1 pseudogene is annotated in these 584 nt (G+C 71.7%); it reads left to right on the top strand.

From position 1 onward, the window contains the following. Positions 1 to 31 precede the first annotated feature (31 nt). Positions 32 to 584, top strand: a pseudogene (locus AC08ON_RS01215) (anthranilate synthase component I); the annotation flags it as partial.

Genomic DNA, 584 nt, shown 5'->3' with positions numbered 1-584 from the left:
GGGCCGGCGTGAGCAAGGCCGGTGCGGACCGATGACGACCGGGCAGATCATCCCCGGCCGGGAGGAGTTCCGGGCCGCGGCGGCAGCGCATCCGGTCGTCGCCGTCACCCGTCGGCTGCTCGCCGACGGGGAGACGCCCGTCGGCGTCTACCGCAAGCTCGCCGGCGGCCCCGGGACGTTCCTGCTGGAATCGGCGGAGCATGGCGGGGTGTGGTCGCGGTGTTCGTTCATCGGTGTGCGGGCCGCGGCGACGCTGACCGAGCGCGACGGGCAGGCGGTGTGGGTGGACGGTGCGCCGCCTCCCGGAGTGCCGGTCGACGGTGACCCGCTCGACATCCTGCGTGCGGTGGAGAGCACCCTGCAGGCCTCGAACAGCCCACAGGCCCCTCCGCTCATGGGTGGTCTGGTCGGCTATCTCGGCTACGACATCGTGCGCCGCATCGAGCGGCTCCCCGCGCACGCCGTCGACGACCTCGGCCTTCCCGAGTTGCGCATGCTGCTCACCACCGATCTCGCTGTGCTGGACCATCGGGATGGTTCCTGCCTGCTGGTAGCCAACGTCTTCACCGGCTGCGGGAATGGTG

This window comes from Frankia sp. CoWAU3, from assembly GCF_977971855.1.
Note: the sequence above shows the minus strand (reverse complement) of the source record. Positions and strands in the feature narration are given on the sequence as shown.